10 protein-coding genes are annotated in these 8,927 nt (G+C 36.8%); 4 read left to right on the forward strand and 6 right to left on the reverse strand.

Annotated elements, in window-relative coordinates:
* Positions 1-3 precede the first annotated feature (3 nt).
* The 6 genes from ACEYOS_RS07275 to ACEYOS_RS07300 form a co-directional block, all read right to left on the reverse strand.
* Positions 4-684, reverse strand: coding sequence for an RluA family pseudouridine synthase (locus tag ACEYOS_RS07275; protein WP_373708865.1), 681 nt, complete (start codon positions 682-684; stop codon positions 4-6).
* Positions 685-751: 67 nt separating this feature from the next.
* The gene (locus ACEYOS_RS07280) at positions 752-1,264 is read right to left on the reverse strand and encodes an NUDIX domain-containing protein (protein WP_373708788.1); all 513 of its coding nucleotides are present in this window, start codon (positions 1,262-1,264) and stop codon (positions 752-754) included.
* A complete protein-coding gene (gene xerD / locus ACEYOS_RS07285; RefSeq protein WP_373708866.1) occupies positions 1,261-2,169 on the reverse strand; it encodes a site-specific tyrosine recombinase XerD in 909 nt (302 codons plus the stop codon). Before xerD ends, ACEYOS_RS07280 begins: the two co-directional genes overlap by 4 nt.
* A 25-nt stretch (positions 2,170-2,194) precedes the next feature.
* On the reverse strand, positions 2,195-2,620 hold the full coding sequence (locus tag ACEYOS_RS07290; RefSeq protein WP_373708789.1) for a cytidine/deoxycytidylate deaminase family protein: 426 nt from the start codon (positions 2,618-2,620) through the stop codon (positions 2,195-2,197).
* 27 nt (positions 2,621-2,647) lie between these two features.
* Positions 2,648-3,415, reverse strand: a complete 768-nt coding sequence (locus ACEYOS_RS07295) for an enoyl-CoA hydratase-related protein (protein WP_373708790.1) — start codon at positions 3,413-3,415, stop codon at positions 2,648-2,650.
* A 91-nt stretch (positions 3,416-3,506) separates the two neighbouring features.
* A complete protein-coding gene (locus tag ACEYOS_RS07300) occupies positions 3,507-4,997 on the reverse strand; it encodes a catalase (protein ID WP_373708791.1) in 1,491 nt (496 codons plus the stop codon).
* Positions 4,998-5,087: 90 nt separating this feature from the next.
* Between ACEYOS_RS07300 and ACEYOS_RS07305 the strand changes: the two genes are divergently transcribed.
* The 4 genes from ACEYOS_RS07305 to ACEYOS_RS07320 all read left to right on the forward strand — a co-directional run bounded on the left by ACEYOS_RS07305 (position 5,088) and on the right by ACEYOS_RS07320 (position 8,839).
* Complete coding sequence (locus ACEYOS_RS07305) at positions 5,088-6,041, forward strand: LysR substrate-binding domain-containing protein (protein ID WP_373739132.1); 954 nt, start codon at positions 5,088-5,090, stop codon at positions 6,039-6,041.
* 188 nt (positions 6,042-6,229) lie between these two features.
* Entirely contained in the window at positions 6,230-7,510 is a 1,281-nt protein-coding gene (gene metK / locus ACEYOS_RS07310) for a methionine adenosyltransferase (protein ID WP_373708793.1), read from the forward strand.
* A gap of 76 nt (positions 7,511-7,586) precedes the next feature.
* The gene (locus tag ACEYOS_RS07315) at positions 7,587-8,075 is read left to right on the forward strand and encodes a hypothetical protein (RefSeq protein ID WP_373708794.1); all 489 of its coding nucleotides are present in this window, start codon (positions 7,587-7,589) and stop codon (positions 8,073-8,075) included.
* Between the two features lie 173 nt (positions 8,076-8,248).
* Positions 8,249-8,839 (forward strand): RNA polymerase sigma factor, encoded by a 591-nt coding sequence (locus tag ACEYOS_RS07320; RefSeq protein WP_373708795.1) that lies wholly within the window; start codon positions 8,249-8,251, stop codon positions 8,837-8,839.
* Positions 8,840-8,927 lie beyond the last annotated feature (88 nt).

The following is an 8,927-nucleotide window of genomic DNA, read 5'->3' on the forward strand; positions in this document are numbered from 1 at the left end:
CGACTAATCTTCACAAGCTTTCCAAACCGCATCATTCTGAGGAACTGGTGCGGTTATTTTTATATTTTCTTTCGTGACTGGATGAATAAACTCTAACTGTCTCGCGTGAAGATGAATTCCACCGTCAGGATTAGAACGAGCTGAACCATATTTTAAATCTCCTTTTATCGGAACTCCAATTTTAGCTAGCTGCGCCCGGATTTGGTGATGACGCCCGGTTTCCAGATCAACTTCCAGTAACTGAAAATTATCTAAAATTTTAATGATCTCGTAATTAAGAATGGCTTCCTTGGCGCCTTCTGTCGCTTTTGGAAAAACCGTTGCTTTATTGTTTTTTTCGTTTTTCTGAAGATAATTGATCAGTCGCTGCTTCTTTGGGATTTCAGTTTTAGGAACAACTGCCCAGTAGGTTTTTTTAATTTCCCGGTTTTTAACCATCTGCGTTAAACGGGAAAGAGCCTTTGATGTTTTCGCATAAATGACCAAACCAGAAGTAGGTCGATCAATTCGGTGAACCAAACCTAAGAATACATTTCCGGGTTTTTGATCTCTTACTTTAATGAAGTTTTTAATTAAATCCAGTAATGATAAATCTCCGGTTTTATCGCCTTGAACAAGTTGTCCAGCTTTTTTATTGATGACTAAGAGATGATTGTCTTCGAAAACGATTTGTTCTTGCATGATAGAAATTTACGAACTGCAAATTTAAGCTAAAAAAACATCGGAGCATTAAAGAAAATCTGTCCTTTAATTAAGACTTGATATAAGTTTCGAAAAATAATTTCTGCGAATCAAAAGCGATTTCTTCTAAGTTGATCTGATCTTTTTTAATCCAAATCGTTTCCGAAATTTCAGAAAGTTCTAACTGAAATTCTACCTTTTCAGAAACTTCATATTCATAAAACAGATCGATCGTATTGTAAAGAATGTTTTTGTACTCGTACGTGTTGGGTAAACTCGCGAGATATCTTAATTGAGAACGGTCAACTTTAATCTTCATTTCTTCGAAAAGTTCGCGAACGCAGGTTTCTTCGGCAGATTCTTTTGGATCTACAAATCCACCCGCCAGATCCAGTTTCCCTTTTTTAGGTTCTTGATTTCTTCGAGTAAAAAGAATTTCATCGTCGTATTTAATGATGACTGCAACCGCTCCCGCCACGTTATGAAACAAAACATAGTCGCAATTAGAGCAACTCCATTTTTTTTCTCCGTCCCAGTTCAATGTTTCATTTCCACATTTTGGGCAGTATTTTAAATCGCTCATTCTACTTTGTTTCTTGGGTGATAATTGAGGATAACATCGCGTAGTTCCTCATTTTTTAAATGCGTATAAATTTCGGTCGTCGTTATACTTGAGTGTCCCAGCATCTCTTGAATGTACCTTAAATCAGCGCCATTCTGTAAAAGATGGGTAGCAAAGGAATGTCGGAACGTATGTGGTGAGATCTTTTTACTGATGCCGGCTTTTTCCGTCAATTCTTTAATAATGATAAAGACAATCACGCGCGACATTGAGGAACCTCGACTATTGAGGAAAACAATATCTTCATGTCTTTTCTTGATTTTGCCTTTGGACCGAACCGTATTAATATAGTCTTTGATGAGGTCCGATGTAAAAGTTGCTAAAGGAACAAACCGCGATTTGTCACCCTTTCCTTCCACCTTTAAGTAAGATTCTTTAAAATTAATATTGGAGATCTTGAGGTCAATCAATTCTGAAACCCGCAAGCCACATCCGTAAAGAACTTCGATCATACACTGATTTCTTTTCCCTAAATCGGTATCGGTATTAATTGCTTTAATGATTCTTTCTACGTCTTCAAAGCTGAGGGTGTCTGGCAGGTAAAGTCCAAGCTTAGGACCTTCCAGTAAAGTTGCAGGATTGTCTTCCCGAACTTCATCTTCTACTAAATATCTAAAAAAGGCTTTGATGGAAGAGATCCATCTTGCCTGTGTTCTTTCACTAAATTTCTGTTTCGAAAGCTGGAAAAGATATTCCTGAATATTTTCGTAGGTAATTATTAACGGACTTATATTTTCAAGATGTAATTCTGCGTGGAGTTTTAGCTTTTTTATGTCTCTTAAATAAGCGTCGATCGTGTTTTGTGAAAAGTTTCGTTCAAATTTTAGAAATGTTTCAAAGTCTTTAATTTTTTCATCCCAGGTCATCATTTATGTGTGTGTTTGTGTTTTTTTACTTTAGGTCATCATCGGTAACTTGCAAAATTTCGATTCCATGATTCCTAAGAAATGCAATCCCATCATTGTCCTTGTAGTCATCTACATAAACCAATTTTCTTATTCCTGCCTGTAGAATGAGTTTGCTGCATTCTTTGCACGGAGATAAAGTGAGATAAAGCGTTGCATCTTTCGCTGATTGGGTAGAGCGTGCTAATTTCAATATTGCATTGGCTTCTGCATGCAGAACAAACCATTGGGTATTACCTTCATCATCTTCGCATCGGTTTTCAAATCCGGAAGGCGTTCCGTTGTAACCATCAGAAATGATCATTCGGTCTTTTACGATGAGTGCTCCCACTTGTTTTCGTTTGCAGTAGGACAATTTTGCCCATTCGGTAGCCATTTTTAAATAGGCAATATCAAATTTAGTTATTTCCAATACTATTGTTTTATTTTCTGTCCGAGTTTAGAAGGATGGTTTTCTCTTTTCTAAAAATGCTGCGACTCCTTCTTTTTTGTCATCCATTTCGAAGAGTTCTCCGAAAGCCTTTATTTCTGTTTCGAAACCTTCAGCGGTATCAGATTGGTTGACTGCAGCAATCGCTTTAGAAATTCCCATTGGAGAATTCTGCGCAATCGTATTTGCTAACTCTTTTGTTTTGGGTAAAAGTTCTTCTAAACTAAAAACGTCGTTGACCAAACCTATTTCCTTTGCTCTTTGTGCTGGAATCATTTTCGCTGAAAAAATTAATTCATTGGCTAATCCTTTTCCAACTAATTCAGGCAATCTTTGCGTTCCTCCATATCCAGGAATTAATCCCAATGTTACTTCGGGTAATCCCAGTCTTGCATTCTCGGAAGCATATCGGATATGACAAGCCATCGCTAATTCTAAACCTCCGCCCAAAGCGAATCCGTTTACCGCAGCAATTACTGGTTTGTTGAGATTTTCTATTTTATTAAAAAGAATGTTTTGTCCATTCCGGGCTAAATCTTCTGCAGCAGCTGTTCCGAAATCAGAAAATTCTTTGATGTCCGCGCCAGCGACAAATGATTTTTCACCGCTTCCTGTAATAATAACTGCTCTGTATTTGGTGTCATTTGAAACTTCATCTAAAACCTGACTCAACTCAGAAATCGTTTTCGCATTGAGTGCATTTAAACTTTGCGGACGATTTATAGTGATAACCGCAGTTCTTTGATCCGTTTCTAAAATGATATTTTCGTAGGACATTTTTATACTTTCTTAATGGTTTGTACTTGCAAATTAATCAAAATTTCCCATTCCGACCTTGTTTAGTTTAAATGGAGTTTTCTAGATTACGTTAAGTAGTAGAGTGGCTCATCATGTTCGCATCAATATTGATCTGCAGACCCATGGCGATTTTCATCCCTAATTCTATGTTTGCTCTAAAGAAATGACACAATTGGCGATTAATAATTTCGTCTCTCTTTGGACCAGAAATTCCGCTCATCGATGAAATAATATTGGAAATTAAATTTTGGCGGTCAGTCTCATTCATGGCCTTGGTATATAATAAGCCGGGTTGAGTGTAATGATCATCATCATTTTCATTTCGGTTGTAGTTCGCCACATGATTGCTGTCTAAATCTTCTTCAAAACTGGTGTGAGCTGAGGATGGTTTAATTTCACCAAAACTATTAGGGTAATAATTGGGTGCATCTTTATATTGGCTTGAATCTGCCATCGCCCCATCCCGTTGAAAATTATTGACAACAAACGGACAGCGATTAACTTCTAATAAATGAGAGTTGGCTCCAACTCGGTATCGGTGCGCATCAGCATACGAAAAGAGCCTCCCTTGCAACATTTTGTCGGGTGAAAAACTGATTCCATTAACTAAATTGCTCGGTGAGAAAGTAGCTTGTTCAACATGTGCGAAATAATTAACCGGAATTTCATTCAGCTCCATTTCACCGACTTCAATTAAAGGGAACTCATCGTGGAACCAAACTTTGGTAACATCAAACGGGTTCCAGCGAAATTCTTTGGCTTGTTCTTCGGTCATTACTTGTATGTATAGCGTCCATTTTGGGAATTCGCCCGAGTCTATGGCGTGCATTAAATCTTCCTGTGCGAAGTCAGGATTTTCGCCTTTCATTTTTATCGCCGCATCCTCATTGAAATTTTTAATTCCCTGTTTGGATTTGAAGTGAAATTTAACCCAAACTCTTTCATTCGCTGAATTGATCATTGAGAACGTATGTGATCCAAATCCGTGCATGTGTCTGTAACCGTGAGGAGTTCCGCGATCAGACATTAAAATTAAAACCTGGTGTAAAGATTCCGGATTGAAACTCCAGAAATCCCACATCATGGTGGCACTTTTCAAATTGGTTTTAGGTAATCTCTTTTGAGTATGAATAAAGTCCGGGAACTTTTTAGCGTCTTTAATGAAAAAGACCGGAGTATTGTTTCCGACCAGATCCCAGTTTCCTTCTTCCGTATAAAATTTTACAGCAAAACCACGTGGATCTCTTTCGGTATCTGCACTTCCTTTTTCACCACCAACCGTAGAAAATCTTGTAAAGATTTTGCAGGCATTACCTACCTTAGAAAACAGGTTGGCTTTGGTGTAATTTGAAATATCGTGAGTAACAGTAAAAGTTCCATAAGCACCTGTTCCTTTTGCGTGAACGACTCTTTCCGGAATTCTTTCACGTACGAAATGAGCCAAATTTTCCTGTAAGATAAAATCCTGCAACAGTACTGGTCCTCTTGGTCCGGCCGTCTGCGAATCTTCGTGGTCATAATAAGGGATTCCGGCGGAGTTCGTTAGTTTGTTGTCGCTCATAAGGGTGATTTTAATAAACCTCAAATTTATTTAAAAATAATTACAATTCGGCAAAATCTAAGTATATTTGACAAAGTCTAAAATAACCAAATGAACATTCAACAATTAGAATATCTTATAGCCGTAGATAAATATAAACACTTTGGAAATGCGGCTCAAGCTTGTTTCATCACTCAACCAACGTTGAGTGCGATGATTCAAAAATTTGAGGACGAAATGGATGTGAAGATTTTCGATCGAACCACTCATCCGATTCGTACCACAGACGTGGGAATTCAATTAATTGTTGAAGCTAAAAGAGTGATCGACGCGATTAATGAACTGAGAAGTAAAGCAAATTTGCTCAATAATGTTTTGGCCGGAAAACTTAACTTAGGAATTCTTCCTACTATTTCTGGATATATTTTACCTACTGAAATTTTCGACTTTCTAAAGAATCATCCTAAGATTGAATTAAATCTTAAGGAAATGACTACTGATAATATTATTAAAGCCTTAAAAACCGGTGAGCTTGATGCCGGAATTATTTCTACACCTTATGCCGCGGCGAATGAGTTTTACCACGATTTTTTATTCAATGAAGAATTGATGTTATATGCTTCTGACGATAGTAGTGGTGGTAAGAAAGATAGTTTCGTAGTGCCAGAAGATATTGATGTGCAAAAAGTGTGGTTGCTTGAAGAAGGAAACTGCTTGAGAACACAATTTGAAAATATCTGTGAATTAAAAGAAAACACGGTGAAGCCCAAAAATTTGGAATTTGTGGCGTCCAATATTAATACCTTAGTTCAGCTGGTTGACAAGTTAGGTGGCATCAGTATTCTGCCAGAACTTGCCGTAGAGCAACTGACTGATCAACAAAAAGAGAAAGTCAAAAGATTCCGAGCTCCTTTTCCTTATCGTGAGATTTCTGTGATTTACTATAAACCTACTTATAAGCAGAAAATTTTAGATGAAATGATTAATTTTATCGCTGATTCGTTGAAAACGAAACTCAATTTTAATAAAAATCCAGAAGAATACATCGGTGTAAAACCACAATAATCTTTATGATGAAATAAATTTTGTGCTTTAATAAATAGTATCTAAATTTGCATCAATAATTACAGGAGGAAAAATTTGTACTGATTGCAACCTCATAAAAAAATGCTAAAACCGATTTTTCTCTTTTAGTTCCTCATTGCAATCACCTATTTTTACTTCTATTTTTTTAATCAAAAAACAATAGAAATATGTCTTATTTATTTACCTCTGAGTCGGTTTCCGAAGGACACCCAGATAAAGTGGCTGATCAAATATCCGATGCCTTAATCGATAATTTCCTTGCAAACGATCCTACCTCAAAAGTAGCTTGTGAAACATTAGTGACCACGGGACAGGTAGTTTTGGCGGGAGAAGTAAAATCCAGCGCTTATCTTGATGTACAGGATATTGCCAGAAGAGTAATCAATGGAATTGGCTACACCAAAGGAGAATATATGTTCGCAGGTGATTCTTGCGGAGTCATTTCTGCAATTCACGAGCAATCTCCAGATATTAATCAAGGAGTGGATCGTGCTCATGAAGATGATGATTTCGAAACCAAAGCAAATAAGCAAGGAGCAGGTGATCAGGGAATGATGTTCGGTTATGCAACCGATGAAACCGATAACTATATGCCATTGGCTTTGGATTTAGCACATACCATTCTGAAAGAATTAGCAGTCTTAAGAAGAGAGAATGATGCTATTAAATATCTTCGTCCAGATGCAAAATCGCAGGTAACCATTGAATATTCTGATGATCACAAACCAGTGAGAATTGATTCGATCGTAATTTCTACACAGCATGATGATTTCGGCAGTGAAGAAGCAATGTTGGCGAAAATCAGAAAGGATATGATTGAAATTCTGATCCCGAAAATTAAAGCAAAACAGAAAAAAGAAATCCAGGATCTTTTTAACGACAAGATTAAATACCATGTTAATCCTACCGGTAAATTTGTGATCGGTGGTCCACACGGCGATACAGGTTTAACAGGAAGAAAGATCATCGTTGATACTTATGGTGGAAAAGGCGGTCACGGCGGTGGTGCTTTCTCCGGAAAAGACCCTTCGAAAGTTGATAGAAGTGCGGCGTACGCAGTTCGTCACATGGCTAAAAATTTAGTTGCAGCCGGTGTTGCCTCTGAAATTTTAGTGCAGGTTTCTTACGCGATCGGTGTTGCAGAACCTTGTGGATTATATATCAATACTTACGGAACGTCGAAATTAGGTTTGCAAGACGGAGAAATTTCAGCGAGAGTTCAAAAGATTTTTGACCTTAGACCTTACGCTATTGAACAAAATTTGAAATTGAGAAATCCAATTTATCAGGAAACTGCTTCTTATGGTCACATGGGAAGAGAGCATTATATCGCTGACAAAACTTTCAAGAGAGCCAATGGAGAAGACCTGGTCATAAAAGATCTAGAATTCTTTACTTGGGAAAAACTTGACAAAGTAGAGGAGATCAAAAAAGAATTTAATCTTTAGAAAATATAAAAAACTGCTTTTTCAGAAATGTTAAAGCAGTTTTTTTATCTTTATACCCACTTATAAAATTATATTGATGAAGAAGAAGCTCGTTTTTTCAGCGTTATTGTTTCTGATGTTTTTCGGATTTACGAAAGCACAATTAACGGTGCACAAAATGGTTCACGCTGGTTACGTCTACCAAAATCAAAGTTTCGCGGAAGTTGGTGGACGATTACTTTTTCTGCAGACTGATGATGTTGTTTACCGCTTAGGAGTTGCCGGAATGATGGGAAGCGTGAATGGGAAATTTGCAATTATGCCCAAAGTTCAGGGAGATATTTTATTTAATTTTGAAAGAAATGTAGATTTATATCACGCCATTTATTTTTTAGCTGGTGCAGAAGCGACCACGAAATATATCGCACCAAAAGCCGGCGTTACTTTATTTGGACTCATTGATCTGACAGGAGGTTATGCCTTCCCAATCGACAAAGCCGGCATCAACGGAAAAGAGCTCAAAGGCGTCAACATTAATTTTACCATAAATCTACCATTAGTCATGCTTCACGACTTATTAAAGTGATTATTTTACGATTTTTTATTAATTAGTTAACAGAGTATTAACTTTTTTACTAATTTAGCCCCTCACAACAAAGCCAATTTATAGATCATAAACTCTATCAGTTTTAAATAATGGAATTCTAGCAGCCTGCACTTAACAGGTCTAAATTCTTGAACAAAATATTGAATAGTGTTATGATTAAAAATACAGACAGTTGGCTGATCTCAAGTTTCAAAGAAGGCAACGAAAAAGCACTCGCCGTACTTATTGAAAGGCATCAGAAGGAAATTTTTACCTACATTTTTTTTAAGTTAATGGATGAAACCTTGGCAAATGATATTTTTCAGGATACTTTCATGAAAATTATTATCACCCTAAAAGAAGGTCGGTACAATGAAGAAGGCAAGTTTGTGTTATGGGCAAAAAGAATTGCACACAACCTGGTGATCGATCATTTCCGCTTAAAAGCAAAACATAACAAAGTTTCCGAAACGTCTTACGATAACGAAGAGTTTTCTATTTTCGATTTGATCTCAGTTCAGGAAGAAAATATTGAAGAGCAATTGATCAGCCAGCAGATTCAGGAAGATTTAATGAGAATGCTGGGCTATCTGCCAGAAAATCAGCAGGAGGTGATCAAACTTCGGTTTTTTGATGGATTGTCATTTAAAGAAATTGCTGATCAAACCGATTCAAGCATCAATACCACCCTAGGAAGAGTGCGATATGCGTTGATCAATCTAAGAAAAATTATGGAAGAACATCAAATTGTTTTAACCAGATAATAATATGAAGAAACTTTCGTTTTTAGTTAAACTTTTCGCGTATGAAAAACAATTACACTTTAAATGAAAGACTATTGACACCAAAGAA

The sequence above is a fragment of the Kaistella sp. genome (assembly GCF_041824135.1).
GTDB lineage: Bacteria > Bacteroidota > Bacteroidia > Flavobacteriales > Weeksellaceae > Kaistella.